This is a genomic window from Stenotrophomonas sp. PUT21, from assembly GCF_052232875.1.
Taxonomy (GTDB): Bacteria; Pseudomonadota; Gammaproteobacteria; order Xanthomonadales; family Xanthomonadaceae; genus Stenotrophomonas; species Stenotrophomonas maltophilia_N.
Genome location: NZ_CP197645.1, coordinates 778,161 through 803,331 on the forward strand (window position 1 = coordinate 778,161; position 25,171 = coordinate 803,331).

Here is a 25,171-nt window from a genome sequence, read left to right on the forward strand (position 1 = left end):
ATTTCTCCTGATTCTTCTGTTTGGGGGCTGCGTCAGTCCAGCGCAGCGATCTTGATCTGGTCCTGTTCCAGCCACACCTGCACGGCCTTGCCGCGCAGGGTGTCCGGGACATCGTCCAGTACCTTGTAATGGCCGGCAATGGCGACCAGTTCAGCGTGGAATTCACGGCAGAAAATGCGCGCCGTGGTGTTGCCTTGGGCACCTGCCAGGGCGCGGCCCCGCAGCGTACCGTAGATGTGGATGCTGCCGTCGGCGATCACTTCGGCGCCCGCGCCGACGGTGGCCATGACCGTCAGGTCGCAGTTTTCCGCGTACAGCTGCTGGCCCGAGCGGACGTTGACCGTCTGCATGCGGCCCGGCTTGGGCGCGCCACCGGTGGCGACGGCGCTGGGCGCGGGCGCCGCCGGTACGGCGGCGGCTGCCCGAGTGCGGCGCGGCGGCTCAGCCACCGGCGCAGGGGCGGCGGCAACCGGCTCGGCCTCGGCACGCTCGTACTGGGCGCGGAACTTGGCCAGCAGCGGCAGGCCAAGCTGCTGGGAGAGCAGATCGGTTTCCGTGGTGCCGTAGGCCAGCGCGACCGGCAGCACGCCAGCGCGGCGCAGGCCGTCCAACAATGCTTTGGCGGTGGCCACGTCCGGCATCCTGCTGAGCCCGCCGAAATCCAGGATCACTGCGGCACGCCCGAACAGCTTCGGGGCGCGGGCCACACGTTCCTGCATTTCACGGGTCAGGCGGTCGACGTCCAGGGTGCGGATGCGCAGATTGGCGATGCCGACCTGGCCGATCTTCAGTTCGCCGGCCTGTTCAAAATCCATGTTCGCTGCCACCGATCAGGTCCCCGTCTGCTGCTGGACGCGCAGCGGCTCACGGCGATGGCCCACCCAGGGCACATCCGGCAGCTGATCGCCGTAGGTGTCGTGCACCCACTGGTAACTGCACAGGTCCTTGAGCAGCATGCTGGCACGCACATCGACGTGGGCCATGTTGTTCTGCCCGACCTCGCGGAAGCCGAAGCTGCCGTGGAAGAGCAGGGCGGCATCGGCACCGTGGTCCAGGAACACTTCGCAGGTCAGCTGCGGGTAGCGCAGCTCGGCGTAGCTCTGGGCATCGGCATAGAACGCACGGCCGACGCCACCGCCGCGGCGGCGGCTGGCGACCACGATGCGGTCGATATAGAAGAATTTGCTGTCCAGTTGCTGCTTGAACCAGGCGAAGTTGCTGCTGTCGTGCTGGCTGTCGCTGCCGAAGCCGATCAGGAAACCGGCCAGGTTGCCGTCGCGCTCGGCGACGCGGAAATACTCAGCGCTTTCATAGAACAGACGCAGGCGGGCGGCATCCAACGGCAGGATGGCCAGGCCGGCATTGTTGTTCAGGGCCAGGACGGAATCGAGCTCGTGCTCGCGCACGTCGCGGATGACAATCGACATTGTGACTCCGTGGGGTAACGCGGTTGGCCCATCAAGGGGCCCTCGGTCCGATTATTGCATGGGTGGCTTCCCCCCGCGAGCCGACAGGCATGACTTCTGTGGGAGTGCAGGGGAACAGGTTCAGCCTACTATGCGTCCATGTTGGGATACCTCAGCCACACCCGAGTACTGCGACTGGCCGGCCTGTTCACCTGGGTCATGGTCGGACTTCCTCTGGTTTATTCGCAGTACGAAGCACTGCTGCGCCGCGGCGGTGGCGTCGATGCCTGGGCGCTGTGGCTGTTCGCTGCGTACCTGGCCTTCGGCGCCGGCTACTTCTGGCTGACCCGCGGGCTGCGCAACGGCGGGCACTCGCGCTGGTACGACCGGGTCATGCTGGTGCTGCTTACCGCCTCGGCACTGGGTGTGAGCTACCTGAGCGGCTCCGGGCTGGGCAGCATCCTGATGATGGTCGCCGCCGGCGTCATCCCGTGGATGCTGCCGGTGCGCGGTGGCGTGATCTGGCTGCTGCTGAGCCAGCTGGCGGTGCTGCCGGTCTACTACCTGATCCTTAATTTCTCGCTGTTCGAGGCGGTGATGCAGTCGCTGCTGTATGGCGGCTTCTCCATGTTCATCTTCGTGACCAGCCTGGTCGCGCGGCAGCAGACCGATGCCCGAGAGGAGCAGCGCCGGCTCAATACCGAGCTGCGCGCCACCCGCGTGCTGCTGGCCGAGAGCGCCCGGGTCAACGAGCGCACCCGCATTTCCCGCGAGCTGCACGATCTGCTCGGCCATCACCTGACCGCGCTCAGCCTCAATCTGGAAGTGGCCGGCCACATCACCGAAGGTCAGGCCCAGGAGCATGTGCACCAGGCCCATACGCTGGCCAAGCTGTTGCTGACCGACGTGCGCGAGGCGGTCAGCCAGCTGCGCGACAGTGGCGCGATCGACCTGGCTGCCGCCCTGCGGCCGCTGACCGAGCAGGTGCCCTCGCTGGAGATCCACCTGGACATCGACGAGCCGCTGAGCGTGGAAGACCCCGAGCGGGCCCACGTGCTGCTGCGCTGCACCCAGGAGATCATCACCAATGCGGTGCGCCACGCCGGCGCGCGCAACCTGTGGATCAAGGTCCGGCGCGAGGCCCCGGGCATCGTGGTGCTGGAAGCGCATGATGACGGGGTGGGCGCCGACGGGATCGTGGTCGGCAACGGGTTGCGCGGGATGCGCGAGCGCCTGCAACAATGCGGTGGTGAGCTGCAGATCGAAACCCGCCGGGGACAGGGCTTCCGCCTTCGTGCCTCGGTACCCGGCGTGCCAGTATTGATGCTGACCGCTGTCATTGAAGGAGTGCGTTGATGATTCGCGTCTGCCTGGTCGACGACCAAACCCTGGTGCGGCAGGGGATCCGCTCACTGCTGGCGCTCGATGACGGCATCGAGGTGGTCGCCGAGGCCGCCGATGGCCGCCAGGCAGTGGAGGTGGTTCCCCAGGTCCGCCCGGACGTGGTCCTGATGGACATGCGCATGCCGGTGATGTCCGGCCTGGAGGCGCTGCAGATGCTGTCGCGGCTGAACCAGCTGCCGCCGACCATCATCCTGACCACCTTCGACGACGACCAGCTGGTGCTGGCCGGGCTCAAGGCCGGCGCCAAGGGCTACCTGCTCAAGGACGTGACCCTGGATCAGCTGGTGGGCGCGATCCGGACCGTGGCCGAGGGTGGCTCGCTGGTGCAGCCGGCGGTCACCCAGCGCCTGCTGTCGGGCCTGGAGCACATGCGCAACGAGTTCGTGAGCCTGGACCGGCCGGACCCACTGACCGACCGTGAAACCGAGATCCTGCGGCTGATGGCCAGCGGCTTCTCCAACAAGGAGATCGCCAATTCATTGGGCGTGGCCGAGGGCACGATCAAGAACCACGTGTCCAACATCCTGTCCAAGCTGGGCGTGCGCGACCGCACCCGGGCGGTGCTCAAGGCCTTCGAGCTGCAGCTGGTCTGAGCCGGTGGAGCCGGCGGCGGCCCTTGGGCGGCCACGGGTTCGCAGGTAATTTCTGAATCCCGTGAAACCCTTGCAGCGCAAGCGATGCGAGGGTGTTTTCGGGTTCGGCGGCCGAATCCGGCAAAGAAATATTGTCCATCCGCTACGTGCTGACACGCGCGATGCGTTATCTTTCCGCTCCTTGTCTATGCAAAACCGCTGCCGACATGGAAACCGGTGTGCCAACCCTGATCAACAACACCGGCGAAGCCTGCTAGGATTGGCGCTTCGCTTCAATCAACCCGGCCGTGGGATCGGCCCCGGAGACTCCTGAATGACCCGTATTATCGAGTTCCTGATCGCCTTGGGGATCGTGGCTGGCCTGTTCGTCATCATTGGCGTATGTCTGCCGGGCGAGCGCCATATTTCCGAAAGCATCGAGACCAACCGCAAGATGACGATCGTGTACGACACGGTCAACAGCCTGCGCCGCTTCAAGGACTGGAACCCGCTCTTGCTGCGCGATCCCGCCGTTGAACTGAAGTACTCCGGCCCGGCTGCCGGCGTCGGCGCACGCCTGGACTACGCCTCCAAGGAAAGCTCCTTGGGCGAGGGTAGCTGGGTGATCACCGAGTCCGAGCAGAACAAGCACGTGGCGATCGCCATCGAGGACCAGAGCAAGGGTCACGACAAGGTGACCAAGTTCACCCTGGAGCCGACCGGCAAGGGTGGCCGCAACGTCAAGATCACGCAGGACTACAGCGTCAAGTACGGTTTCAACCTGTTCGGTCGCTACGCGGGCCTGTACGTCAGCCGTCACGCCGGTGACGACCTGAAGCTGGGTCTGTCGCGCATGGCCAACATGCTGGCCACCGTGCCGAACGTGGACTACCGCACCGCCGAAGCCCCGCTGACCGATCTGGCCATCGTGGACGTCCCGGCCGAGGACCTGCTGGTCGTCACCGCCGGCAACGTGGACCGCGGCCAGGAGACCATCACCAAGTCCATCAAGGACAACCAGGAGTGGATCAAGCGCGTCATGGAGGCCAACAACCTCGAAGCCGCCGGTCCGTTCCGCATCATCACCACCGATTTCGGCGCCGAGAAGTACGCCTTCGACGTGGCCCAGCCGGTCAAGAAGAAGGGTGCTGAAGGCGCGACTGCCGAAGCCCTGACGGTGAAGATCGACGGTGGTGCACCGGTCAAGTACGTGCATGTTGCTCCGCACCGTTCGGCCCACGCGGCCTACACCGGCCACATGGCCGGCCTGGACATCGCCCGCAACGCTCTGCGTGCGTGGTCGGTGACCGGCGGCAACGAAGTGATCGACCGTCCGTACGAGTCCTGGAAGGACGGCGTGGAAAAGTCGTTCACTCCGGAAGGCACGTACGACATCTACTGGGCCGTCAAGTAATCCGACGGTTGCCGTGATGTAACGCACGACCTGAAACGCGCCGCTTCCTGCGGCGCGTTTTTTTTTGGCTCCGGCAGCGGGGCACTGTCTGAAGGACGCAAGCATGCTCAACCTGGAACGACGCACGCGCAAACCCTCCCTGCTGGCCGGCCTGGGCGGCCTGCTGGCGGCCACCGCGGTCGGGCTGTCGGCCTACGCCTCGCATGGCATCGCCGACCCACAGGCGCAGTCGCATGTGACCACCGCGGCGCTGTACGCGTTCGGGCATGGCGTGGCGCTGGCGGTGCTTGGCCCGACCCAGCAGAACACCCTCGGCCGACTGGCCCTGTATGTCCTGCTGATCGGCACGCTGCTGTTCTCCGGCAGCCTGGTGGCTGGCGCGCTGTGGAAGCTCAGCACGCAGTTGGCTCCGGTCGGGGGCACCGCGCTGATGGTCGGCTGGCTGGCCTACGGCCTGAATGCCCTGAGGCGCTGACATGCCCCGCTACCGCCGCGGTTTCGATGTCGATGAGGCGCACGACTGGCTCAGCCGGCGCGACCGGCGGCTGGGCACTTGGATGAAGCGGCTTGGCCCGATCCAGGCGCCGCCCGGCTGGGCGAAAACCTTTGATCCGGTCGACGCGCTCGCCAGGGCGATCCTGTTTCAGCAACTCAGCGGCAAGGCCGCCTCGACCATCGTCGGGCGGGTGGAGACCGCCATCGGCAGCACCCGCCTGCACGCCGATACCCTGTCGCGGATCGATGATCCCGGGCTGCGGGTCTGCGGGGTGTCGGGCAACAAGGCGCTGGCCCTGCGTGACCTGGCCAGGCGCGAGGCAGCGGGCGAGATTCCCGACCTGCGCCGGATGTCGCTGATGGACCACGACGCCATCATCGAGGCCCTGGTGCCGATCCGCGGCATCGGCCGCTGGACGGTGGAGATGATGCTGATGTTCCGGCTGGGCCGCCCGGACATCCTGCCGGTAGATGACCTCGGCGTGCGCAAGGGCGCCCAGCGCGTGGACAAGGCCGAGCTGATGCCGACCCCGAGGCAGCTGCTCGCCCGCGGCGAGAAGTGGGGGCCGTTCCGGACCTATGCGAGCCTGTACCTGTGGCGGATCGCCGATTTCACGGTGGATCCGAAAGCGACGACCAACCGTTCGCAGGGGTGAGGCGGTTCGCGCCGGTCAGGGCGTGGGCTGTCGCCAGCACCAGTGCCACGGCTCGTAGACGATGCCATGCGGGTTGTCGCGCGGGTAGCTCAGCTGGAAGCCGAAGCGACCGGCGTGCTCGCCCAGCCACGCGAACGCGGCCGTCGACTCGAACGATTCCTCCGCCGGCGGTTCGCCCGGGGTACCGATATCCAGCGCGTAGCCGCTGTGGTGCTCGCTGTACCCGGGCGCGGCGTTGACCTTGAGGATCTCCTCCATGCTCAGCCCGCGGTGGCGTTTGCGGGCGAAGATCCCGAGCTGGTAATCGTGGCTGCGGTAACCGGAGATCGCATCCAGGGCGATGCCATCGGCAGCGGCCCGCGCGCGCAGGCGTTGCCAGCCGCGGGCGGCGTCACGCTGCAGCCACAGTGGCCGCCGGTAGCGGTCGACGCCGGCCAGGTGCAGCTGGGCCGGTTCGGCTTCCAGCGCCAGCCCGGTGGCGGCCTGGTAGGCATCGGCATCGATCCCGAGGGATTCCAAGCGGTGCTGCAGCCCGCTCAGGGGCAGCATCGTATCGGGCGCGCGGCCGCGGCGGCGCTCCAGCAGCTGACGGTCCAGCGCGTCCAGCGCCTCCTCGATGCCCGGCTCGCGCATCAGGCGCGGCACCAGGGGAAGCACGCCATCAGCGGTGGCTACGGCGAGGTAACGTCCATCGCGCTTGCGCCGCAGTACCCACTGCGCACGGGCCAGGGCGCGCGCATCGGCGGAGCTGCGCGCGCGCAGCAGCCCGCCGGGCCACAGTTCGATCTCGGCGGTGTTGATCAGCAGGGCAGGGGATCGGCGCATGCTGCCAGCTTAGTGCGCGCGCGGCGGTCCGGCCAGCGCCTGCAGGGCATCAAGCAGTGCACGTGGGCGTTCCGGGCTGATCACCAGGGCGCTGCCATCGCGCAGCGGCAAGTGCAGGATGCGGCTGCTGTCGGTGATCAGGCAGAACGCCTTGCTGCGGTCGGCCATCCGGTAATGCCCGGACTGGAAGCCCGGTACCCCGTAGCCGTTGGTCTTGATCGAAGGCTTGTAACGGCCATGCTCGGCGAAATCGACGATGCGCGCCTCGTCCAGGCGCATGTCGCTCACCGGCACGCGCTTGCGGTAGAAGGTCGACTGCACGTCCAGCGTGTCCTCGTGCAGCACGATGCGGCGGCGGGTGTACGCCCAGGTCAGCGCGGCCGCCAGCACCGCCAGGAACGGCAGGGTGATGAACAGTTCGGTGTGTGAACGCTCCGGCGCGTCCAGCGCGGTGCCCACCATCAGCCCGGCCACGAGCAGCAGTGGAACCCACAGCCACAGCAGTCGCCAGACCGGGGATGGGGCAACCTCGAAGGGGTGGGCTGCACCCATCTCACGCCTCCTTCTTGAAGATCAGCACCGAGGCCGTGAAGGGAGGGGCCGATACCAGGCTGATCGCGTTGACCAGCTCCCAGCCCATCTGGCCGTGCTTGGTCAGTTCCTCTTGGATCTGCTCGGCTTTGACGATCCCCATCAGGTTGGGCTTCACTTCAACGGTCAGATAGCTCCAGCGCTTGCTCATGTCCTGCTCTCCTTGTCGGTGGTGGGTCTGGGAAGGCGCCCGGCCTTGCGCAGTGCATCGCGCAGCACGTATTCGATCTGTGCATTGAGGCTGCGCAGCTCGTCGTCGGCCCAGCGCTGCGCCGCCGCCAGAACGTCGGCATTGATACGCAGCGGGTACGCTTTCTTTTCGGTCATGCGGGGGTCCTTTATCTACAGCGCGTGCCGTCCCCTCGGCGCCGCGTTGCGTTGGTAGGTGCCGGCCTCGGGTCGGCACGCTGTTGCATCAATACAGCGAACCGGCGTTGACCACCGGCTGGGTGCCACGGTCCGAACACAGTACGGTCAGCAGGTTGCTGACCATGTGCGCCTTGCGTTCTTCATCGAGCTGGACCACGCCGTTCTTCTGCAGTTCGGCCAGGGCCATTTCGACCATGCCGACCGCGCCAGCGACGATCCGCGTACGTGCGGCGATGACCGCGTTGGCCTGCTGGCGCTGCAGCATCGCCTGGGCAATTTCCGGCGCATAGGCGAGGTGGCTGATGCGCGCATCGATCACCTGCACGCCGGCATCGGCCAGGCGCTCGGCCAGCTCGTCCTTGAGGTGCTGGGAAATCTCGGCGGCATGGCTGCGCAGCGACAGCTGGCCTTCTTCGTGCTGGTCGTACGGATAGCTGGTGGCCATCGCGCGCAGCGCCGATTCAGACTGGATGTGAACGAAGCTCTCGTAGTCATCCACGTTGTAGACGGCCTCGGACGCGTCCACCACCTGCCACACGATCACCGCGGCAATCTCGATCGGGCTGCCGTCCAGCTCGTTGACCTTCAGCTTGCCGCTTTCGAAGTTGCGTACGCGCTGGCTGACCTTGACCTTGGTGAAGAACGGGTTGTTCCAGCGCAGGCCGTTCTCCTTCACGGTGCCGACGTACTTGCCGAACAGGCTGACGACGGCGGCCTGGTTGGGCTGCACGGTGTAAAGCCCGACCAGGCTGAGCAGGGCGGTGGTGGCCAGCACCAGGCTGCCGACGATCAGCGCCGGGTTGCGGTTTCCCTTGTCCACCCCGACCACGAACATCCACACGGCCACGGCGGTCAGGGCCAGCACCAGCAGCAGGAAGGGCAGGCCGGACAGCGAACGGATCGACTTCTCTTTCATGGCGGGGCGTCCCTGGGTAGTTGATTGGAAGATATCAAATTGATATCAGTCTGCAAGTGCCGGGCCGGCCGGCCACCGGGCGGCCGCAGCGGCTAAAATGCCCTCCCGCCCCTGTTGCCCGGAACGCCGCCATGTCCACGCTCGGTACGCCGCTGTCTCCCTCCGCCACCCGTGTGCTGCTGCTGGGGTCCGGCGAGCTTGGCAAGGAGGTCGCCATCGAACTGCAGCGGCTGGGGGTGGAAGTGATTGCCGCCGACCGCTATGCCGATGCACCGGCAATGCAGGTGGCGCACCGTTCGCACGTGATCGACATGCTCGACGCGATGGCGCTGCGTGCGCTGATCGCGCTGGAGAAGCCGCATCTGGTGGTGCCGGAGATCGAGGCGATCCATACCGAGACGCTGGTCCAGCTGGAACAGGAGCAGGGCCTGCGGGTCGTGCCGACGGCGCGTGCCGCGCGCCTGACCATGGACCGCGAGGGCATCCGCCGTCTCGCCGCCGAGACCCTGGGCCTGCCGACCTCGCCGTACCGGTTCGTCGACACCGAGGCCGAGTACCGTGCGGCAGTTGCCGCGATCGGGCTGCCGTGCGTGGTCAAGCCGGTGATGTCCTCCTCGGGCAAGGGCCAGAGCACGCTGCGCCAGGACGCGGACATCGCGCCGGCCTGGGAATACGCGCAGACCGGCGGCCGTGCCGGTGCCGGGCGCTGCATCGTGGAAGGCTTCATCGACTTCGAGTACGAGATCACGCTGCTGACCGTGCGTCATGCCGGTGGGACGTCGTTCTGTGCGCCGATCGGGCATTGGCAGAAAGACGGTGACTACCGCGAGAGCTGGCAGCCGCAGCCGATGTCGCCGCGCGCGCTGGCACGGGCGGAGGAAATTTCGCAGGCGATCACCGACGAGCTGGGGGGCTGGGGCCTGTTCGGGGTCGAGTTGTTCGTGAAGGGCGACGAGGTGTGGTTCAGCGAAGTGTCGCCGCGGCCGCATGACACGGGCCTGGTGACGTTGGCCTCGCAGGAGTTGAGCGAGTTCGCGCTGCATGCGCGCGCGATTCTGGGGCTGCCGATTCCGGTGATCCGCCAGAGCGGTCCGTCGGCATCGTGTGCGCTTTTGGCGCATGGCGAGGGCGTGCCGTTCTTCAGCAATGTGGCCGCAGCGTTGGTGCAGCCGGATTCGGCGCTGCGCCTGTTCGGCAAGCCGAGCGTGCACGGGCACCGCCGGGTGGGGGTGACCCTGGCGCGTGGTGCGGATATCGATGCAGCGCGGAAGATTGCGCGTGAGGCTGCTGAGGCTATCGGGATCGAGCTGCGCTCGTAAGCGTGCGGTGGGTCGCCCGGCAAGCGGAGGATCGCCTCAACGCTGTGCCCAGGGCAGGATGGTGACGTGGATGAGCGCGACTGGGGCAAGGACCGAACCGTACAGCCACCAGGTTCCGAACTTGTCCCCGTAGCCTTTGTACCAGGCCACGCATGCAGGGAGCACGCCGATCATGGGAAATGGAATGACATTCATCGCAATGCCCGGCCAACCGATCATGAACGCCACAAGCAGCGCGCCTACCGTGAGAATGATGATGAAGTTTCGATGCATCTGAGCGCTTCCTGCGACGGTGATGGTGTCCGTATTCTGGCATCCGTGGCGGATTGAACGCGACGTCGGTGGTGGGTCGATCCGGAATGTTCGCTTCGGCAGCACGAGGCGGTAACAAAAAACGGCGAGCCTTGGCTCGCCGTTTTCGTTGCTGTTGAGCGGAGTGACTTACTTCACGTCCACCCACACCAGATGGTGGTCGCTGCCGTCGGCAATCCTGGCTTCCGGGCTGTCATTGGACGGCCAGAACACGCCGCTGCCGATGTAGCTGAAGCCGACCGAGGGCAGGACGTAGTCCAGGCGCATGGTGCCGGATTTCGGGCCGAAGTCGCCGGTGGCATGGAACGGGGCGCCCTTGCGGACGATGCCCTTCTCGGCGTACGCCAGGCTGGTCTGTTCAGCGCCGACGCTGCGCGGGGTCGGGTAGCGCAGCACGCGGGGGTTTTCGATCAGTTCCAAGATGGCTTCGTGGCGGCCGTCGCCGTCGACCGGGTCGTTGTTCAGATCGCCCAGGATCACGAAGCGCGCATCCTGCGCGAGGCCGCCACAGTGGCCACGGTCATCGCACAGCCACGAGGTGTCGCGGTCCTTGAGGTAGTCCTGCCACAGGCGCAGTTCGTCGTGGTTGCGGGCGGCGTTGCGCTTCTCCGGGCCGTCGAAGACCGGCGGGGTCGGGTGCGAAACCAGCGCGTGCACGGTGCCGTTCGGGGTGGTCACCGGCACATCCCAATGGGATTTGGAGGACAGGCGCAGCTGCGACCAGACGTGATCGTTGTAGAAGGATTTACCGGTACGCGGATCGATCGGGCGCAGGGCGCCGGGCATCGTGCTCCACTTCAGCAGCTGGAAGCTGCGGACCTTGGCCTCGTCGATCGGGTAGCGCGACAGCACCAGCATGCCGTACTGGCCCGGGTGCAGGCCGTAGCCCCAGGCATCGTTGCCACGCGCGCGGCCTTCGCCGCCGATCTCGCCGTTGTTGTCCAGGTCCAGGCCGCTCTGCACACCGGTATTGACCGGGGCGAGGTAGCGGTAGGCGTAGTGCAGCGGCTCGCCGCCACCGGGCTGGGCCGCTTCCAGGTAGCGCTTCTGGAACAGGTCGGCGGCGCGGTGGGCGTCGTCGTAATCGAATTCGTTGAGCAGCACCAGATCCGGGCGGACCTGCTGCAGGACGGCGGCGATCTTGCGCGCGTGTTCGCTGTCGCCTTCAAGCTCGGCGATCAGGCCGCCGGTCTCATCGCTGTACAGCGAGGTGTTGTAAGTGGCGATCCGCAGCGGTGCGGAAGCGGAATCCGGCATGGTGGCGGTCTTGGCGGGGGACTGGGCACAGGCGCCGCAGAGCAGGGCCAGGGCAAGGATCAGGGGATAGGCTTTCATCCGCCTATTTTGCACCCGGCACGGTGTCAGTGTTGCGTCAGCGGCCGTCCAGTTCATCATCGAAGGCGTGCCAGCGGCGGCCGTCGTAGGCCTCCAGCGGACGGAACCGGCGCTTGTAGTCCATCTTGCGGTGGTCGCGGATCCAGTAGCCCAGGTACAGGTGCGGCAACTGCTCGCGCCGCGCCCAGGCGATCTGCTGCAGGATCGCGAAGGTGCCCAGGCCGCGATGGGCCTGGTCCGGGTCGAAGAAGGTATAGACCGCCGAGAGCCCTTGTGGGGTGACATCGGTCACGGCGACCGCGAGCAGCAGGCCGCGATGGCCGTCCACGGCCGGGCCGCGGATCTCGATGAAACGGCCCTGCGACCAGCGCCCGATCAGGAACTGGTCGAACTCGTGCGGACCGTGCTCGTCCATCCCGCCCTGCGCGTGGCGATGGGTCAGGTAACGGTGGTACAGCGCGAACTGCTCGTCGGTCTGCTCGGCCGCGACGATCCGCACTTCCAGATCCGCATTGCGGGCCAGGCAGCGGCGCTGGCTGCGGTCCGGTGCGAAGCGGGCCACGGGGATGCGCACCGCCACGCAGGCGTGGCAGTCGGCGCAGTGCGGGCGGTAGACCAGATCGCCGGAGCGGCGGAAGCCCCAGCCCAGCGCCATCGGGTACAGCGTGCCCAGCCGCGGATCGTTGGGGTCGAGCACCAGATCGCGTGCGGCCCGTTCCGGCCAGTAGCCACAGGGGTGGTCGCCGGTCTGGAACAGTCGCAGCTCGTCGTCGCGGTCGCCGTGTATTGCCATGCCTACAGCATAGCCCCGCGCCGTCGCAGCCGCCGCGACTGTCTGCCAAATGAACACGGCCGGCCGGGCTGTCAACGGTGCTGGCGCCCGCGCGTTGTTACCGGTGTGGGTGCCACGCACCGCACGCAGTTTCCCTCACGAACCGGAGTTACCCATGCGCAACCGCAAATCCCTCCTGCTGCTGGCCCTGCTGCTGTCCACTGGTGCTGCCGGCCTGGCGGTCGCTGCCGATACGCCCGCCGCCGGCGACAAGCCCGCCCGCGCCAAGCTGGACACCAATGGCGATGGCTTCATCGACCGCGCCGAAGCGGCGAAGGCCCCGCGTCTGGCCGCGCAGTTCGATACCCTGGATACCAACAAGGACGGCAAGCTCTCCCGCGAGGAACTGCCGCGCTGGCACGGCAAGCGCCACGGACGTGGCCCGGGTGGCCGCGGCGACTGGATGGCCAAGCTGGACACCAACAAGGATGGCCGCATCAGCCGTGAGGAGGCCAAGGCCGATCCGCGCCTGGCCGCGCGCTTCGATGAGATGGACGTCAACAAGGATGGCTACCTGGACAAGGCCGACCGCGAGCTGCGCATGAAGCAGCATCGTGATGCCTGGTTCGCCGCGGCCGACACCAACAAGGACGGCCAGCTGAGCAAGGCCGAGTTCGATGCGGCCAAGGGCCCGTTCGGTGGCCCGCGTGGCGATCATCGCGATGGCAAGCACCGCGACGGCAAGCCGCCGATGGCGCCGAAGGCACCGGCGGCGAAGTAAGCCGTCCGCTGTAGCTGCAGGACGAAAGCGCCGGTCATCGACCGGCGTTTTTCTGTTTCAGATGCGGCCGTTCCGGTACATCGCCCAGACGATGGTGCCGACCACGAACAGGTTCATCACCCACAGCGCCTTGCGGCCGTACAGCGACTCGTATTTCCAGTTCGGGCCAGTGCGTCCATGGCGGGCCGCATCGCGCGCGATCATCGGGGCCATGATCCGCTGCAGTGGAACGAGACACTGATAGTTGACCATGGACAGCCCGATCGCCAACGCCACCACGGGCCAGTACCAGGCCAGCGGCAGGAAGCTCAAGGCGAACACGGCGACACACGTCACCATTGCAGTGAACGTGCTGTAGTGCACGAACCCGCGGATGGCGGTTCGCTCACTCTCGTTCTCGGCGTACGAGAGCAGGTAACGGCCCCCCAGGTAGCTGCCCAGCACGCCCCCGACCACGCTGCCAGCGATCGCGCCCCAGGCGAAATCCGGCGGCAGCACGTGACTCTGGCTGGCCGCTGCACTCAGTGAACCCAAGGCGGCACCGCCGGAAACACTGGCACCGCCCAGCCCGAGCTTGCTGGTACCCAGCCCGGTGCCGAGCAGGATCGCGGCACTGGCCGTGCCGGGCGCGGCGACCAGCACCATCGAGACCACCGTCGTGGCGAACGCCGCACTCGGCGCGCTGCTGCGCGCGAACTCGCTGAAGCGGCGCATCATTTCCTCGCGGACAGTGGCACGTGCGCGCGAGAGGCGCTTGCGCACGGCGGCATCACTGAGGCCGAGCAGATCGGCGACCTGCTGCGAGCTCTGGCCTTCGCGGTAATACAGCAGCAGGGTCTCGCGGCTGTCTTCGGGCAGCGCCGAGATGATCTCTTCGGCCGCCACTTCCTCTTCCACCCGCTGCAGGTGCTCCGGCGCGCTTGGGCTGGGGTCGGCAGCCATGTTGATGGCGATCTCGGCCGCTTCTCCGGAAAGCGGACGGCCGCGGTTGGCCCGCAGCCAGTCGCGGGCGAGATTGCGGGTGATCTGGCGCAGCCAGGGCAGGAAGCTGGCATGGCTGTGCAGCTGGTTGAGCTGCTGCCAGGCCTTGATGAACGCCTCCTGCGCGATGTCTTCGCTGGCGTGCACGTCGCGGGTGATCGCCAGTGCGATCGCGGTGACCGTGTTCTGGCAGGCCAGCACAATGCGTCCATAGGACTGCTGGCAGCCGCCGGCCGCGGCCGGCAATTCGCGTTCGAGCGTGGTGGTCAGCGGATGCGGCGTCATGGTGTCCTCCCCCGGGGATGGTTCCATCATGACGCGTGCCGGGCCGGGATGTGACCGGAGAGTGCCGGCAGCGGCCGGCACCCCCGGTTACTCGGTGGGCTGGATCCGGACCCGCACTTCCTCTTCTTCCGGCGGCGTGGCAGCCGGCGCCGTCGGCGAGGCGGCTGGCTGTACCGCCGGGGCCGGGGCGGGCGCCACGACCGGCGCGCCGCGGTGGCGCATGACCACCACCATCGCCACGGCAGCGATCACCAGCAGCAGGCCGATGCGGATGCGCCAGGCCCAGTTGCGCGGTGCGTCGGCCTGGGCGACCTCGTCGCGGAACGCGAACTGCGCGGTCGGGTGATCGCGGCGGGTGGTTTCCAGCAGGCGTGCATCGCGCAGGATCTCGCGCGCGCGCGGCTGATCGTCGGCATGCACCACCCACAGCGTCGGGTGAGTGGTGGCCTTTTCCTTGTCCAGATAGCTGAACTGGCTGCCGCGCTTGCTGTGGTACGAGCGCCCGTTGGTGATGCGCACTTCGATGCCGGCGTCGCGCAGCAGCTGGGCCACGCCTTCGACGGTTTCCACGCGCTGGCTGTTGAAGATCTGTCTCATGTCAGTCCTTGGCCGGTACGGCGGCGGCCGCGGCACTGTCATCGACCACGCGGATCAGGCCTTCCTGGGCCGTACTGGCGACCAGGATGCCGTTGCGGGTGAAGAACTGGCCACGCGCCAGCCCGCGCGAATCCTGCGCGCTGGGGCTGTCCAGCGAATACAGCAGCCAATCGTCGGCGCGGAACGGGCGGTGGAACCAGATCGCATGGTCCAGCGAGGCCATCTGCACATGCGGCTGGTAGTAGCTGATGCCGTGCGGGAAGGTCGCCGTGCCGAGCAGGTGGAAATCCGAGGCGTAGGCGAGCAGCGCCTGGTGCAGCTCGGGCGCATCGCCAACGGTCTCGTTCAGGCGCAGCCAGACCTGGTGGTACGGCGGACGTTTGGGCGGATGGAGTTCATCGCGTGGGTAGACATGGCGGAACTCGAACGGGCCGCCGCGCGAGAGCCAGCGCTGCACCTTGATCGGCAGGCGATCCAGGACCGCCTGCGGCAGCGGCTGGTTCGGCTCGATGTCTTCCGGCTGCGGCACTTCCGGCATCTTGTGCTGGTGCTCGGCGCCGGTCTCGGCCTGCTGGAACGAGGCCGCGCAGAAGAAGATCACCTTGCCGTGCTGGATCGCAGTGACCCGGCGCACGGAGAAGCTGCCGCCGTCGCGGGTGCGGTCCACGTCATAGACGATGGGGTGGTCGATGTTGCCGGCGCGCAGGAAGTAAGCGTGCAGCGAATGCACGTGGCGGCCGTTCTCGACCGTCTTCTGGGCGGCCGACAGCGCCTGGCCCAGCACCTGGCCGCCGAAGACGTACTTGGTGCCGATGTCGCGGCTCTGGCCGCGGAACAGATTGTCTTCCAGCCGTTCAAGCGAGAGCAGGTCGATCAGCTCGGAAACGACGGGTTCGTGCGTGGCGGACAAAGGCGGCAACCTGGGTTGGACTGGCGCCGATTATACGGGGTCCGGTAGTGCCGGCCGCTGGCCGGCTCCTTGTCATGTCCACGCGCACGCGGCGCCGGCCAGCGGCCGGCATTACCGGTGTTTGCGGGGGTGTCCGCGTTCGCGGGTCAGCCCTTTCCGAGCCTCGCGACCAGCCCATGCAGCGCCTGCTGGGCGTCGGGGGCGTACCAGGCCTCGACGAAGCGGTCGAGCTGGATCAGGTCGGCGTGCAGAGCCTCATGCAGGTCGGCGCGGGCAATGGTGCGGGTCAACAGCATCGGCTGCCGCGGCAGCTTGAGCAGGCTCTGCAGCCAGGCCACGGCGCGGGCCACGACCAGGTCGGCATCAACCACCTCATCGACCAGCCCGATCTGCAGCGCACGCTCGGCCGGCACCATCTCGCCGCCGACCAGCAGGGTGGTGGCCCGGTGGTGGCCGACCACGCGGCGCATCAGGCGCTGGATGCCTTCCGGCGCGACCAGCCCGACCTGCACTTCGTTCAGGCCGATCACCGTGGGATGGGCGGCGTCCGGGCTGCGCGCGATGATCCGGTAGTCGCAGCAAAGGGCCAGCACGCAGCCGCCGGCCGGGGCATGCCCGGTCAGGGCGGCGACCACAGGCACGCGGCATTCGGCCAGGGTGCGCACGGCGCCGAAGAACGCCTGCCAGCTGTCGAGGAGCTTGTGCTTGTCCTCGCCGTGGCTGAGCAGGTGCGGCACGTCCATGCCGGCGCTGAAGATGCGCTCGCTGCCGGACAGCACGATGCCGTGCACATCCTCGGCCATGGCCTGGTTGATCGCCTGGATCAGGTGCCGGCACAGCTCGGTGTCCAACGCATTGACCGGGGGGCGCGCCAGCCGCAGTTCGCGGATGGGGCCATGGTTGATCACCTCGATGAGCGTCGTCATGCTGCAGTCTCGTTGCGGACAGGGAACGAGGCCGATGATAACCAAACCATTCGTGTGCGTATTGTTGGGGCTGTGTGCGTTCGCAGCATCGGCGGCTGCCGCCGAGCCGGCCTGCGTGTCGGTGCGTGAGGGCTGGGTGCGCCTGCCACCGGGGCCGATGCCGATGGCGGCCGGTTACGGGCAGATCCGCAATGACTGCCGCCGCGCGGTGGTGGTGGTCGGTGCCGGCAGCAAGGCGTTCGGCGATGTGTCGCTGCACGAAACCACGCTGGTCGACGGCGTCAGCCGCATGCGCGCGGTGGAACGCCTGCCGATCGCGGCCGGGGCGACGGTCGAACTCAAACCCGGTGGCCTGCACCTGATGCTGATGCAGCCGGAGGTGGCGCTGAAAGCAGGGGCCCAGCTGCCGTTGCGGCTCAGTCTGGAAGACGGGCGCAAGGTGGATGGCATGCTGCAGGTGCGCAACGCGGTGAAGTAGCGGTGCGCGTTCGCCCACCCGAAAAAAAGGCCGCCCCATGGGCGGCCTTTTCGTTCCATCGGTTCTGCAGTCGCTCAGCTCGATGCCGTACGGATCGCCTCGGGCAACGGTGCGCTCTTGCCGGTCTGCGTGTCCATCCAGACCACCACCACGTTGCCATCCGAATACAGCGTGCTCTCGTTCTTCTCATCTACGATGCGGTGGCCGATGGTCACGCTGCTGTTGCCGAGGCGCTCGACGAACAGCTCCACCACGATGTCGTTGGGCCACACGATCGGCAGGCGGTAGTTGACGTTCGTCGCGGCCACCACCGGTGCGATGCGGTCGGTCATCGAAACGCCCTCCACGCCCAGCATCCAGCGCACGCGCGCCTCTTCCAGGTAGGAGATGTACTTGGCGTTGTTCACGTGGCCCATGCTGTCCATGTCGCGCCAGCGGACGCTGATCGGCACGCGGGCGAGGATCTTGTGCTCGTTGCTCATGCGGTCTTCTTCTTGCTCTTGCTGGGGGCTTTGGTCGCGGCGGTTTTGCGCACGGCCTTCTTCGGTTCCGGCTTGGCCTTGCGTGGCGGGCGGGCGTCGGGCTTGTTGGCCACGGCGGCCGGCTGTTCCGGGCGCGCGCTGGTGGAGGGCAGCATCTTGGCCAGGAACTGGCCGGTGTACGAGGTCGGGCAGGCCGCCACGTCTTCCGGTGTGCCCGTGACCAGGATGGTGCCGCCGCGGTGGCCGCCTTCCGGCCCCAGATCGACGATCCAGTCGGCGGTCTTGATCACATCCAGGTTGTGCTCGATCACCACCACCGTGTTGCCTTCGTCGCGCAGCTTGTGCAGCACGCCGAGCAGCGCTTCGATGTCGTGGAAATGCAGGCCGGTGGTCGGCTCATCGAGGATGTACAGCGTGCGCCCGGTATCGCGGCGCGACAGTTCCTTGGAAAGCTTCACGCGCTGCGCTTCACCGCCGGACAGCGTGGTCGCGCTCTGGCCCAGCTTGATGTAGCTCAGGCCCACATCGACCAGCGTTTCCAGCTTGCGCGCGATGCTCGGCACCGGCTCGAACAGCTTCAACGCATCTTCGACGGTCATCTGCAGCACGTCGTTGATGTTGTAGCCCTTGTAGAGGATCTCCAGCGTTTCGCGGTTGTAGCGCTTGCCGTGGCAGACATCGCAGGGCACGTACACGTCCGGCAGGAAGTGCATTTCCACCTTGATCAGGCCATCGCCCTGGCACGCTTCGCAGCGGCCACCGCGCACGTTGAAGCTGAAACGGCCCGGCGAATAGCCGCGTGCGCGCGCTTCGGGCACCTGCGCGTACAGCTCGCGCAGCGGCGTGAACAGGCCGGTGTACGTGGCCGGGTTCGAGCGCGGGGTCCGGCCGATCGGCGACTGGTCGATGTCCACCACCTTGTCGAAAAGATCCAGGCCATCGACCTCCTTGTAGGGAGCGATCGGGTGCGAGGAGCCGTTGATCTCGTTGGCGGCCAGCGAGAACAGGGTGTCGTTGATCAGGGTCGACTTGCCCGAGCCGGACACGCCGGTGATGCAGGTCAGCAGGCCCGAGGGAATGTCCAGGTCCACACCCTTGAGGTTGTTGCCGCTGGCACCGCGCAGGTGCAGGGTCATCTTCGGGTTGGGCTTGTGCCGGCGCGCCGGGATCTCGATGGCGCGCTTGCCCGACAGGTACTGGCCGGTCAGCGAACGCGGGGCATCCAGGATGTCCTGCAGCGTGCCCTGGCCGACGATCTCGCCGCCGTGCACGCCCGCGCCCGGACCGATATCCAGCACGTAGTCGGCCAGGCGGATCGCGTCTTCGTCATGCTCGACCACGATGACCGTGTTGCCGAGGTCGCGCAGGCGGGTCAGGGTGCCGAGCAGGCGCTCGTTGTCGCGCTGGTGCAGGCCGATCGACGGTTCATCCAGCACGTACATCACGCCGACCAGGCCGGCGCCGATCTGCGAGGCCAGCCGGATGCGCTGGGCTTCGCCGCCGGAGAGGGTGTCGGCCTTGCGCTCCAGGGTGAGGTAATCCAGGCCGACATCGACCAGGAAGCCCAGGCGTTCGCCGATCTCCTTGACGATCTTGCCGGCGATCTCGCCGCGCCAGCCGGGCAGGGTCATACCGCTGAAGAATTTCAGCGCATCGTCGATCGGCATCACCACCAGTTCGGGCAGTGCGCGGTCGGCCACGAACACGTTGCGCGCGGCCTTGTTCAGGCGCTGGCCGTTGCATTCGGGGCAGTTGCGCTCGCTGATGTACTTGGCCAGCTCTTCGCGCACCGCCGCCGATTCGGTCTCTTTGTAGCGGCGCTCGAGGTTGGGAATGATGCCCTCGAAGCGATGCTTGCGCTGGGTGCGGCCACCGGCTTCGGTGAAGTAGGTGAAGGTGATGGTTTCATCGCCGCTGCCGTACAGCACGGCCTGGCGCACGTCTTCGGACAGGCTCTGCCACGGGGCGTCGGTGTCGAACTTGTAGTGCTTGGCCAGCGAGGCGATCAGCTGGAAATAATAGGCGTTGCGGCGATCCCAGCCGCGCACGGCACCGGCCGAGAGCGACAGCTCCGGGTGCACCACCACGCGCGAGGGATCGAAGAACTCGGCCATGCCCAGGCCATCGCAGCCCGGGCAGGCGCCGACCGGCGAGTTGAACGAGAACAGGCGCGGTTCCAGCTCCGGCAGCGAGTAATCGCAGACCGGGCAGCTGTACTTGGACGAGAACAGATGCGCAGGCGCATCCTCCACATCCAGCGACTGCACCGAGACCATGCCGTCGCCCAGCTTCAGCGCGGTTTCAAAGCTTTCGGCCAGGCGCTGCTTGATATCTTCGCGCGGACGGAAGCGATCGATCACCGCTTCGATGGTGTGCTTCTGGCGCAGCGCCAGTGGCGGCACCGCATCGATTTCATGCAGTTGGCCGTCCACGCGCACGCGCACATAGCCCTGCGCGCGCAGCTGGTCGAAGACCTGGGCGTGCTCGCCCTTGCGCTCGCGGATCACCGGGGCCAGCAGCATGTAGCGCTGCTCGGCGTCCAGAGTGAGCACGTGGTCGACCATCTGGCTGACGGTCTGCGCTTCCAGCGGGTAGCCGTGGTCCGGGCAGCGCGGGCTGCCGACGCGGGCGTACAGCAGGCGCAGATAGTCGTAGATCTCGGTGATCGTGCCGACGGTCGAACGCGGGTTGTGCGAGGTCGACTTCTGCTCGATCGAGATCGCCGGGGACAGGCCCTCGATGTGGTCCAGGTCCGGCTTTTCCATCACGCTGAGGAACTGGCGGGCATAGGCCGACAGCGACTCCACGTAACGACGCTGGCCTTCCGCGTAAATGGTGTCGAACGCCAACGAGGACTTGCCCGAGCCGGACAGGCCGGTGATGACAATGAGCTTGTCGCGGGGCAGGTCGAGATCGATGTTCTTGAGATTGTGCGTCCGCGCGCCGCGGATGCGGATGAAATCCATCGCCATGGGGGATCCGTTGTGGGGCTTCGGCTCAGGGAGCCGGCAAGCGGGTGGGGCAATCGGAAACGGCAATCGGTCAGCCTACCGAGCTTGGGATTTGGGGGCAATCGCGGACTTTGCCACCCCCATGTCTCATTCCCTGAGACCCCGCCAGCCGGTTTCCTGAACCGTATTCAGCCAAATCCGGGTCAGAGCAGGGGGTGGGTTGACCCGAAGTGGTTGAAGTCATTAAAATTCCGCTTCTGTCCGCCCCAGATGGCGGCAGTCCATAGACCACAATAACTACAGAGGAAGTCTGGTCATGTACGCAGTACTGGTAACCGGCGGTAAGCAATACCGCGTGGCGCAGGGCGAAACGCTCCGCGTTGAAAAGCTCGAAGTCGAAGTCGGCAACGAGATCAAGTTCGACAACATCCTGATGCTGGGCGACAGCGATGGCATCAAGCTGGGCGACGCGCTGAGCGGCGCTTCGGTCACTGCCAAGGTCGTGTCCCAGGGTCGTGCCGACAAGGTCCGGATCATCAAGTTCCGTCGCCGTAAGCACCACATGAAGCGCCAGGGTCACCGTCAGTACTACACCGAAATCGAGATCACCGGCATTGCCGGTGGCAGCAAGTAATAAGGAGAAGCAGTCATGGCACATAAGAAGGGCGTAGGCTCATCGCGCAACGGTCGCGACTCCAACCCGAAGTACCTCGGCGTCAAGATCTTCGGTGGCCAGGCCATCGATGCCGGCAACATCATCGTGCGTCAGCGCGGCACCCAGTTCCATCCGGGTACCGGCGTTGGCCTCGGCCGTGACCACACCCTGTTCGCGCTCGTCGACGGCAAGGTGGAGTTCTCGGTCAAGGGCCCGAAGAAGCGTCGTACCGTCAGCGTTGTCGCCGAAGCCTGATCTTCAGCGGTACGCAGGCGCCCACGCCACGGCGTGGGGTCGCTGACGAAAGCCCCGCTTCGGCGGGGTTTTTCGTTGGTATCAACGATCGGGCGGGACATTTCCCGCCACCGGCCCTGATCGCACCGGGGCCGTTAGACTCTGCGGTGGGGTGCACCTCGCGCCCGCCGCCTCCAGATTGGCATCCAGAATCATGAAACTTGTAGACGAAGCAGAAATCCAGGTGATCGCCGGCAATGGCGGCAACGGCTGCATCGGTTTCCGTCGCGAGAAGTTCATTCCGCTGGGCGGGCCGGACGGTGGCGACGGCGGTAATGGCGGCAGCGTGTGGATCCGCGCCGACGAGAACCTCAATACCCTGGTCGATTTCCGCCATGACCGCATCTTCAAGGCGCAGCGCGGCGAGAATGGTATGGGCCGCCAGGCCTACGGCAAGGGCGGCGAAGACCTGGTCATCACCGTGCCGATCGGCACCGTGATCATGAACGTCAGCACCGATGAAGTGATCGGCGATCTGACCAGTCATGGTGACCGCCTGCTGGTGGCCAAGGGTGGCCGCGGCGGCCTGGGCAACATGCATTTCAAGAGCTCCACCAACCGCTCGCCGCGCCAGGCGCTGCCGGGCGAAGAGGGCGAAGAGCGCCTGCTCAAGCTCGAGCTGAAGCTGCTGGCGGACGTGGGCCTGCTGGGCTTCCCGAACGCCGGCAAGAGCACGCTGATCCGCGCGGTGTCCGCCGCGACCCCGAAGGTCGCTGATTACCCGTTCACCACGCTGTACCCCAATCTGGGCGTCGTGCGCGTGGAGAACTACCGCAGCTTCGTGATCGCCGATATTCCCGGCCTGATCGAAGGCGCGGCCGATGGTGCCGGCCTGGGCGCGCAGTTCCTGCGCCACCTGCAGCGCACCCGCCTGCTGCTGCACCTCGTGGATATCTCCCCGATGGAGGGCGGCGTGGAAGGTGTCTCACCGATCGAGCAGGTCCGTGCAATCGAGCGCGAGCTGGAAAAGCACGATCCGGAGCTGCTGGACAAGCCGCGCTGGCTGGTGCTGAACAAGGCCGACCTGATGTTCGAGGACGAGGCCAAGGCCGCCGCCGAGAAGATCGTCGCCGAGCTGGGCTGGACCCAGCCGTGGTACCTGGTCTCGGCCCTGGGTCGTGAGGGCACCTGGCCGATCATGAACAACGTGATGGCCTTCTTCGACCGCCAGAAGGAAGATGAGGCGCAAGCGCGCGATGCGTACTGAGCGCGCCCGCGCGCCCTTGAGAAACCCGGCTTCGGCCGGGTTTTTCTGTGGTGCCGTCGTCACCGCCGACCGGGCTGGCCGCCCCGGATCGCAGGCAACAAAAAACCCGGCCGGGGCCGGGCTTTTCTCTGCGGCTGGATCGAAGCCACGCGGGGCGTGGCTCTACGACACCCGCAGCGCCGTATCAGGCGGCCTTGATGGCCTTGATGCGCGCGGTCAGGCGGCTCTTGTGGCGAGCAGCCTTGTTCTTGTGGATCAGACCACGCGAGCTGAAACGGTCGAGGATCGGCTGGGCAACAGCGAAGGCTGCCTCGGCGCCGGCGGCGTCATTGGCATCCAGAGCCTTGATCACCTTCTTGACAGCGGTGCGCAGCATCGAACGCTGAGCCGTATTGCGCGCGTTGCGCACGACGGTCTGCTTGGCGCGCTTCTTGGCGGACTTGATATTGGCCACAGTGGTGGTTTCCTGAAAAATCGGTGTAATGGGAACAGCAAGCTGGAAAGTATGATGGCTCGAAAAATGTACGTCAAGTCAATTGTCAAGAGGGAACACGGGTGAGTTCACCAAGGATGTTGCGGGGCCTGCTGTCTTTCAGCAGCATGACCATGATTTCGCGGGTGTTGGGGCTGGTTCGCGACCTGGTCATCACCACCACGTTCGGCACCAATGCGGTGACCGACGCCTTCTGGGTCGCCTTCCGGGTGCCCAATTTCCTGCGCCGGCTGTTCGCCGAAGGCTCGTTCGCCACCGCGTTCGTCCCGGTGTTCACGGAGGTGAAGGAAACCCGCTCGCATGCCGAACTGCGCGAGCTGATGTCGCGCGTGGCCGGCACCCTGGGCGGCGTGCTGCTGCTGGTCACCGCGCTGGCGCTGATCTTCGCGCCGCAGCTGGCGACCCTCTTCTCCAGTGGGGTGGATACCGACCCGGCCAAGCATGGCCTGCTGGTGGACCTGTTCCGGCTGACCTTCCCGTTCCTGCTGTTCGTCTCGTTGACCGCCTTGGCGGGCGGGGCGCTCAACAGTTTCCAGAAGTTCGCGATGCCGGCGCTGACCCCGGTCATCCTCAACCTGTGCATGATCGCCGGTGCGCTGTGGCTGGCCCCGCGGCTGGGCGGCACCCCGGAGAAGCAGATCCTGGCCCTGGGCTGGGCGGTCCTGGCGGCCGGCCTGCTGCAGCTGCTGTTCCAGCTGCCCTCGCTGAAGGGGATCAACCTGCTGACCCTGCCGCGCTGGGGCTGGGGGCATCCGGGCGTACGCAAGGTGCTGACCCTGATGGTGCCGACCCTGTTCGGCTCCTCCATCGCGCAGATCAACCTGCTGCTGGATACCATCATCGCCGCCAAGCTGACCGACGGCTCGCAGTCCTGGCTGTCGCTGGCCGACCGCTTCCTTGAGCTGCCGCTGGGCGTGTTCGGGGTGGCGCTGGGCACGGTGATCCTGCCGGCGCTGGCCCGCCACCATGTCAGTACTGACAAGGCCGGCTTCTCCAGCGCGCTGGACTGGGGCCTGCGCACGACGCTGCTGATCGCCATCCCGGCCATGCTGGGCCTGCTGCTGCTGGCCGAGCCGCTGATCGCCACGGTCTTCCAGTACGGGCGCTTTACCGCGTTCGATACCCGGATGACGGCGCTGTCGGTGTACGGCCTGAGCTTCGCGCTGCCGGCGTTCGCACTGCTCAAGGTGGTGCTGCCGGCCTTCTACGCGCGTCAGGACACCCGTACCCCGGTCCGCGCCGGCGTGGCGGCGCTGGTGGCCAACATGGTGTTCAACTTCATCCTGCTGGCCGTGCTGTACCAGGTGATGGTGCCCGAAGCGCTCAAGGCGCAGGGCGTGTGGGTCGCGCTGGGCAAGCAGCCCGGCCTGCATCTGGCGCTGGGTATCGCCAGCGCACTGTCCAGTTATCTGAACCTGGGCCTGCTCTGGTATTGGCTGGGCAAGACCGATGTCTACCAGCCCAAGCCGGGCTGGGGCGGCTATGTCACCAAGCTGGGGCTGGCCTGCCTGGCCATGGTCGCGGTGCTGCTGGGCCTGCGCTACGGGATGGCGGACTTCACCGGCATGGACAAATGGCACCGGATCGGCAACCTCGCGCTGCTGGTCGGTGGCGGCGGCCTGACCTACCTGGTGGCCCTGATCGCGATGGGCTTCCGCCCGCGCCACCTGCGGGAGCATTGATCCGGGGGCAGCCCGGCTATACTTCATGGCTATCTCTTGCAAAGCATCGGCCCTGGTGGGCCG

At 66.7% G+C, this 25,171-nt stretch carries 29 protein-coding genes; 12 read left to right on the top strand and 17 right to left on the bottom strand.

All coding sequences use genetic code 11. From position 1 onward, the window contains the following. Positions 1-32: 32 nt before the first annotated feature. Positions 33-815: a septum site-determining protein MinC gene (gene minC / locus ACTT2I_RS03690; RefSeq protein WP_088432113.1), complete on the bottom strand. Its 783-nt coding sequence runs from the start codon at positions 813-815 to the stop codon at positions 33-35. Positions 816-830: 15 nt separating this feature from the next. Beyond that, positions 831-1,427: a GNAT family N-acetyltransferase gene (locus ACTT2I_RS03695; RefSeq protein ID WP_088432114.1), complete on the bottom strand. Its 597-nt coding sequence runs from the start codon at positions 1,425-1,427 to the stop codon at positions 831-833. A 138-nt stretch (positions 1,428-1,565) separates the two neighbouring features. On the opposite strand from ACTT2I_RS03695, the gene ACTT2I_RS03700 reads away from it, so the two are divergent. The 5 genes from ACTT2I_RS03700 (at position 1,566) to ACTT2I_RS03720 (ending at position 5,947) form a co-directional block, all read left to right on the top strand. After that, entirely contained in the window at positions 1,566-2,762 is a 1,197-nt protein-coding gene (locus tag ACTT2I_RS03700; RefSeq protein WP_088432115.1) for a sensor histidine kinase, read from the top strand. Then, positions 2,762-3,403, top strand: coding sequence for a response regulator (locus ACTT2I_RS03705; protein ID WP_088432116.1), 642 nt, complete (start codon positions 2,762-2,764; stop codon positions 3,401-3,403). Before ACTT2I_RS03700 ends, ACTT2I_RS03705 begins: the two co-directional genes overlap by 1 nt. Positions 3,404-3,716: 313 nt before the next feature. Beyond that, positions 3,717-4,796, top strand: coding sequence for an SRPBCC family protein (locus ACTT2I_RS03710; protein WP_088432117.1), 1,080 nt, complete (start codon positions 3,717-3,719; stop codon positions 4,794-4,796). Between the two features lie 103 nt (positions 4,797-4,899). Next, on the top strand, positions 4,900-5,271 hold the full coding sequence (locus ACTT2I_RS03715; RefSeq protein ID WP_088432118.1) for a DUF423 domain-containing protein: 372 nt from the start codon (positions 4,900-4,902) through the stop codon (positions 5,269-5,271). 1 nt (position 5,272) lies between these two features. Continuing rightward, positions 5,273-5,947, top strand: a complete 675-nt coding sequence (locus ACTT2I_RS03720) for a DNA-3-methyladenine glycosylase family protein (RefSeq protein WP_088432119.1) — start codon at positions 5,273-5,275, stop codon at positions 5,945-5,947. 15 nt (positions 5,948-5,962) lie between these two features. Here the strand turns inward: ACTT2I_RS03720 and ACTT2I_RS03725 are convergent, their stop codons facing one another. The 5 genes from ACTT2I_RS03725 to ACTT2I_RS03745 form a co-directional block, all read right to left on the bottom strand. Next, positions 5,963-6,772, bottom strand: a complete 810-nt coding sequence (locus ACTT2I_RS03725) for a M15 family metallopeptidase (RefSeq protein ID WP_088432120.1) — start codon at positions 6,770-6,772, stop codon at positions 5,963-5,965. A 9-nt stretch (positions 6,773-6,781) separates the two neighbouring features. Continuing rightward, entirely contained in the window at positions 6,782-7,324 is a 543-nt protein-coding gene (locus ACTT2I_RS03730; RefSeq protein ID WP_088432121.1) for a PH domain-containing protein, read from the bottom strand. 1 nt (position 7,325) lies between these two features. Next, positions 7,326-7,514, bottom strand: a complete 189-nt coding sequence (locus ACTT2I_RS03735; RefSeq protein ID WP_088432122.1) for a DUF4177 domain-containing protein — start codon at positions 7,512-7,514, stop codon at positions 7,326-7,328. After that, a complete protein-coding gene (locus tag ACTT2I_RS03740) occupies positions 7,511-7,690 on the bottom strand; it encodes an Arc family DNA binding domain-containing protein (RefSeq protein ID WP_088432123.1) in 180 nt (59 codons plus the stop codon). The genes ACTT2I_RS03735 and ACTT2I_RS03740 overlap by 4 nt, the downstream gene beginning before the upstream one ends. An 88-nt stretch (positions 7,691-7,778) precedes the next feature. Further along, positions 7,779-8,648, bottom strand: a complete 870-nt coding sequence (locus ACTT2I_RS03745) for an SPFH domain-containing protein (protein ID WP_421100616.1) — start codon at positions 8,646-8,648, stop codon at positions 7,779-7,781. Positions 8,649-8,779: 131 nt separating this feature from the next. On the opposite strand from ACTT2I_RS03745, the gene purT reads away from it, so the two are divergent. Then, complete coding sequence (purT, locus tag ACTT2I_RS03750) at positions 8,780-9,967, top strand: formate-dependent phosphoribosylglycinamide formyltransferase (RefSeq protein ID WP_088432125.1); 1,188 nt, start codon at positions 8,780-8,782, stop codon at positions 9,965-9,967. A gap of 36 nt (positions 9,968-10,003) precedes the next feature. Here the strand turns inward: purT and ACTT2I_RS03755 are convergent, their stop codons facing one another. The 3 genes from ACTT2I_RS03755 to ACTT2I_RS03765 all read right to left on the bottom strand — a co-directional run bounded on the left by ACTT2I_RS03755 (position 10,004) and on the right by ACTT2I_RS03765 (position 12,407). Continuing rightward, the gene (locus ACTT2I_RS03755) at positions 10,004-10,240 is read right to left on the bottom strand and encodes a hypothetical protein (RefSeq protein WP_088432126.1); all 237 of its coding nucleotides are present in this window, start codon (positions 10,238-10,240) and stop codon (positions 10,004-10,006) included. Positions 10,241-10,408: 168 nt separating this feature from the next. After that, positions 10,409-11,614, bottom strand: a complete 1,206-nt coding sequence (locus tag ACTT2I_RS03760; RefSeq protein WP_088432127.1) for an endonuclease/exonuclease/phosphatase family protein — start codon at positions 11,612-11,614, stop codon at positions 10,409-10,411. Between the two features lie 37 nt (positions 11,615-11,651). Continuing rightward, positions 11,652-12,407 (bottom strand): arginyltransferase, encoded by a 756-nt coding sequence (locus ACTT2I_RS03765; protein WP_088432128.1) that lies wholly within the window; start codon positions 12,405-12,407, stop codon positions 11,652-11,654. Positions 12,408-12,561: 154 nt separating this feature from the next. Here ACTT2I_RS03765 and ACTT2I_RS03770 point away from each other — a divergent pair, with 154 nt between their 5' ends. Further along, positions 12,562-13,167, top strand: a complete 606-nt coding sequence (locus tag ACTT2I_RS03770) for an EF-hand domain-containing protein (RefSeq protein WP_421100615.1) — start codon at positions 12,562-12,564, stop codon at positions 13,165-13,167. Positions 13,168-13,224: 57 nt separating this feature from the next. On the opposite strand, the gene ACTT2I_RS03775 is transcribed toward ACTT2I_RS03770, so the two are convergent. The 4 genes from ACTT2I_RS03775 to ACTT2I_RS03790 form a co-directional block, all read right to left on the bottom strand. Then, positions 13,225-14,433: an RNA polymerase sigma factor gene (locus ACTT2I_RS03775; protein WP_421100614.1), complete on the bottom strand. Its 1,209-nt coding sequence runs from the start codon at positions 14,431-14,433 to the stop codon at positions 13,225-13,227. A gap of 87 nt (positions 14,434-14,520) precedes the next feature. After that, a complete protein-coding gene (locus ACTT2I_RS03780) occupies positions 14,521-15,030 on the bottom strand; it encodes a putative signal transducing protein (protein WP_421100613.1) in 510 nt (169 codons plus the stop codon). A 1-nt stretch (position 15,031) separates the two neighbouring features. Further along, on the bottom strand, positions 15,032-15,940 hold the full coding sequence (gene tesB / locus ACTT2I_RS03785; RefSeq protein WP_176990062.1) for an acyl-CoA thioesterase II: 909 nt from the start codon (positions 15,938-15,940) through the stop codon (positions 15,032-15,034). 146 nt (positions 15,941-16,086) lie between these two features. After that, positions 16,087-16,866 (bottom strand): enoyl-CoA hydratase/isomerase family protein, encoded by a 780-nt coding sequence (locus ACTT2I_RS03790; RefSeq protein WP_293980015.1) that lies wholly within the window; start codon positions 16,864-16,866, stop codon positions 16,087-16,089. Positions 16,867-16,900: 34 nt separating this feature from the next. Between ACTT2I_RS03790 and ACTT2I_RS03795 the strand changes: the two genes are divergently transcribed. Further along, entirely contained in the window at positions 16,901-17,344 is a 444-nt protein-coding gene (locus tag ACTT2I_RS03795) for a copper chaperone PCu(A)C (RefSeq protein ID WP_293980016.1), read from the top strand. A gap of 74 nt (positions 17,345-17,418) precedes the next feature. On the opposite strand, the gene ACTT2I_RS03800 is transcribed toward ACTT2I_RS03795, so the two are convergent. Together ACTT2I_RS03800 and uvrA are read right to left on the bottom strand one after the other, a co-directional pair. Next, on the bottom strand, positions 17,419-17,826 hold the full coding sequence (locus ACTT2I_RS03800) for an acyl-CoA thioesterase (protein ID WP_421100612.1): 408 nt from the start codon (positions 17,824-17,826) through the stop codon (positions 17,419-17,421). Next, positions 17,823-20,798 carry an excinuclease ABC subunit UvrA gene (uvrA, locus tag ACTT2I_RS03805; RefSeq protein ID WP_088432135.1) on the bottom strand — a complete coding sequence of 992 codons (2,976 nt, stop codon included), beginning with the start codon at positions 20,796-20,798 and terminating at the stop codon, positions 17,823-17,825. The genes ACTT2I_RS03800 and uvrA overlap by 4 nt, the downstream gene beginning before the upstream one ends. 295 nt (positions 20,799-21,093) lie before the next feature. Between uvrA and rplU the strand changes: the two genes are divergently transcribed. The 3 genes from rplU (at position 21,094) to obgE (ending at position 22,933) form a co-directional block, all read left to right on the top strand. Beyond that, on the top strand, positions 21,094-21,411 hold the full coding sequence (gene rplU / locus ACTT2I_RS03810; protein WP_019184518.1) for a 50S ribosomal protein L21: 318 nt from the start codon (positions 21,094-21,096) through the stop codon (positions 21,409-21,411). 15 nt (positions 21,412-21,426) lie between these two features. Next, the gene (rpmA, locus tag ACTT2I_RS03815) at positions 21,427-21,687 is read left to right on the top strand and encodes a 50S ribosomal protein L27 (RefSeq protein ID WP_019184517.1); all 261 of its coding nucleotides are present in this window, start codon (positions 21,427-21,429) and stop codon (positions 21,685-21,687) included. 193 nt (positions 21,688-21,880) lie between these two features. After that, on the top strand, positions 21,881-22,933 hold the full coding sequence (gene obgE, locus ACTT2I_RS03820) for a GTPase ObgE (RefSeq protein ID WP_088432136.1): 1,053 nt from the start codon (positions 21,881-21,883) through the stop codon (positions 22,931-22,933). A gap of 184 nt (positions 22,934-23,117) precedes the next feature. Here obgE and rpsT read toward each other — a convergent pair whose 3' ends face one another. Next, positions 23,118-23,387 carry a 30S ribosomal protein S20 gene (gene rpsT, locus ACTT2I_RS03825; protein WP_019184515.1) on the bottom strand — a complete coding sequence of 90 codons (270 nt, stop codon included), beginning with the start codon at positions 23,385-23,387 and terminating at the stop codon, positions 23,118-23,120. Between the two features lie 116 nt (positions 23,388-23,503). On the opposite strand from rpsT, the gene murJ reads away from it, so the two are divergent. Continuing rightward, on the top strand, positions 23,504-25,108 hold the full coding sequence (murJ, locus tag ACTT2I_RS03830) for a murein biosynthesis integral membrane protein MurJ (protein ID WP_421100611.1): 1,605 nt from the start codon (positions 23,504-23,506) through the stop codon (positions 25,106-25,108). Positions 25,109-25,171: the final 63 nt, after the last annotated feature.

Excerpts from the sequence above, each read along its gene's own strand:
- minC (WP_088432113.1), bottom strand. The coding sequence starts at position 815 with ATGGATTTTGAACAGGCCGGCGAACTGAAGATCGGCCAGGTCGGCATC.
- ACTT2I_RS03695 (WP_088432114.1), bottom strand. The coding sequence starts at position 1,427 with ATGTCGATTGTCATCCGCGACGTGCGCGAGCACGAGCTCGATTCCGTC.
- ACTT2I_RS03700 (WP_088432115.1), top strand. The coding sequence starts at position 1,566 with ATGTTGGGATACCTCAGCCACACCCGAGTACTGCGACTGGCCGGCCTG.
- ACTT2I_RS03705 (WP_088432116.1), top strand. The coding sequence starts at position 2,762 with ATGATTCGCGTCTGCCTGGTCGACGACCAAACCCTGGTGCGGCAGGGG.
- ACTT2I_RS03710 (WP_088432117.1), top strand. The coding sequence starts at position 3,717 with ATGACCCGTATTATCGAGTTCCTGATCGCCTTGGGGATCGTGGCTGGC.
- ACTT2I_RS03715 (WP_088432118.1), top strand. The coding sequence starts at position 4,900 with ATGCTCAACCTGGAACGACGCACGCGCAAACCCTCCCTGCTGGCCGGC.
- ACTT2I_RS03720 (WP_088432119.1), top strand. The coding sequence starts at position 5,273 with ATGCCCCGCTACCGCCGCGGTTTCGATGTCGATGAGGCGCACGACTGG.
- ACTT2I_RS03725 (WP_088432120.1), bottom strand. The coding sequence starts at position 6,772 with ATGCGCCGATCCCCTGCCCTGCTGATCAACACCGCCGAGATCGAACTG.
- ACTT2I_RS03730 (WP_088432121.1), bottom strand. The coding sequence starts at position 7,324 with ATGGGTGCAGCCCACCCCTTCGAGGTTGCCCCATCCCCGGTCTGGCGA.
- ACTT2I_RS03735 (WP_088432122.1), bottom strand. The coding sequence starts at position 7,514 with ATGAGCAAGCGCTGGAGCTATCTGACCGTTGAAGTGAAGCCCAACCTG.
- ACTT2I_RS03740 (WP_088432123.1), bottom strand. The coding sequence starts at position 7,690 with ATGACCGAAAAGAAAGCGTACCCGCTGCGTATCAATGCCGACGTTCTG.
- ACTT2I_RS03745 (WP_421100616.1), bottom strand. The coding sequence starts at position 8,648 with ATGAAAGAGAAGTCGATCCGTTCGCTGTCCGGCCTGCCCTTCCTGCTG.
- purT (WP_088432125.1), top strand. The coding sequence starts at position 8,780 with ATGTCCACGCTCGGTACGCCGCTGTCTCCCTCCGCCACCCGTGTGCTG.
- ACTT2I_RS03755 (WP_088432126.1), bottom strand. The coding sequence starts at position 10,240 with ATGCATCGAAACTTCATCATCATTCTCACGGTAGGCGCGCTGCTTGTG.
- ACTT2I_RS03760 (WP_088432127.1), bottom strand. The coding sequence starts at position 11,614 with ATGAAAGCCTATCCCCTGATCCTTGCCCTGGCCCTGCTCTGCGGCGCC.
- ACTT2I_RS03765 (WP_088432128.1), bottom strand. The coding sequence starts at position 12,407 with ATGGCAATACACGGCGACCGCGACGACGAGCTGCGACTGTTCCAGACC.
- ACTT2I_RS03770 (WP_421100615.1), top strand. The coding sequence starts at position 12,562 with ATGCGCAACCGCAAATCCCTCCTGCTGCTGGCCCTGCTGCTGTCCACT.
- ACTT2I_RS03775 (WP_421100614.1), bottom strand. The coding sequence starts at position 14,433 with ATGACGCCGCATCCGCTGACCACCACGCTCGAACGCGAATTGCCGGCC.
- ACTT2I_RS03780 (WP_421100613.1), bottom strand. The coding sequence starts at position 15,030 with ATGAGACAGATCTTCAACAGCCAGCGCGTGGAAACCGTCGAAGGCGTG.
- ACTT2I_RS03790 (WP_293980015.1), bottom strand. The coding sequence starts at position 16,866 with ATGACGACGCTCATCGAGGTGATCAACCATGGCCCCATCCGCGAACTG.
- ACTT2I_RS03795 (WP_293980016.1), top strand. The coding sequence starts at position 16,901 with ATGATAACCAAACCATTCGTGTGCGTATTGTTGGGGCTGTGTGCGTTC.
- ACTT2I_RS03800 (WP_421100612.1), bottom strand. The coding sequence starts at position 17,826 with ATGAGCAACGAGCACAAGATCCTCGCCCGCGTGCCGATCAGCGTCCGC.
- uvrA (WP_088432135.1), bottom strand. The coding sequence starts at position 20,798 with ATGGCGATGGATTTCATCCGCATCCGCGGCGCGCGGACGCACAATCTC.
- rplU (WP_019184518.1), top strand. The coding sequence starts at position 21,094 with ATGTACGCAGTACTGGTAACCGGCGGTAAGCAATACCGCGTGGCGCAG.
- rpmA (WP_019184517.1), top strand. The coding sequence starts at position 21,427 with ATGGCACATAAGAAGGGCGTAGGCTCATCGCGCAACGGTCGCGACTCC.
- obgE (WP_088432136.1), top strand. The coding sequence starts at position 21,881 with ATGAAACTTGTAGACGAAGCAGAAATCCAGGTGATCGCCGGCAATGGC.
- murJ (WP_421100611.1), top strand. The coding sequence starts at position 23,504 with ATGTTGCGGGGCCTGCTGTCTTTCAGCAGCATGACCATGATTTCGCGG.